Here is a 639-nt window from a genome sequence, read left to right as displayed (position 1 = left end):
TTTTATACTTAGCGGGGAATAAATTAGAAGGCGAATTGCCAAGCCAGCTTGGTGTTTTAACCAAGTTAAGGACACTGTCGATTGCAAACAATAGTTTTTCCGGAAAAATACCATCAGGATTCTCCGCAATTGCATCATCTGATATCTTAAACACTTTAGAACTTGAAGGAAATAATTTTGTGTTCAATGATTTTGAAACTGAACATGCAAATTATCAAGCCAATCTAACAAGATATCGATATACACCTCAAGGCAAAATAGATCAGGCTGAAACGATATCAGTATCTACAGGGCAATCAATTACATTAACTGGTACAGCATTAACAAGTACCAACAATAGCTATCAATGGTACAAAGATAATGTAGCTATCACAGGAGCAACGAGTAAAGATTTAGTCATCACTAATGCCACAGGCACAGATGTAGGAATATACCATTTTGTAGCAACCAATAGTATTGTTACAGGATTAATACTAACCCGAAATGAAATTACAGTATCAATTTCTGATGCTGAAGCTGGGCGAGTCTCTGCAGCAGAACGCCAGGCTTTGATAGATTTTTATACCAGTACAGATGGGGGAAATTGGACCAATACACAAGCCAATAATCAGCCATGGTTGATTAATGATCCAAATTCTT

At 36.8% G+C, this 639-nt stretch carries 1 protein-coding gene; it reads left to right on the top strand.

What is annotated here, in order from left to right:
• A partial coding sequence (locus Z054_RS29665; RefSeq protein WP_035093940.1) for an immunoglobulin domain-containing protein occupies positions 1 to 639 on the top strand: 639 nt, incomplete at both ends.

It is taken from the genome of Aquimarina macrocephali JAMB N27 (assembly GCF_000520995.1).
In the GTDB taxonomy this organism is placed as follows: Bacteria; Bacteroidota; Bacteroidia; order Flavobacteriales; family Flavobacteriaceae; genus Aquimarina; species Aquimarina macrocephali.
The sequence above is the reverse complement of the archived record's forward strand: the minus strand, read 5'-3'. Positions and strand labels throughout refer to the sequence as shown.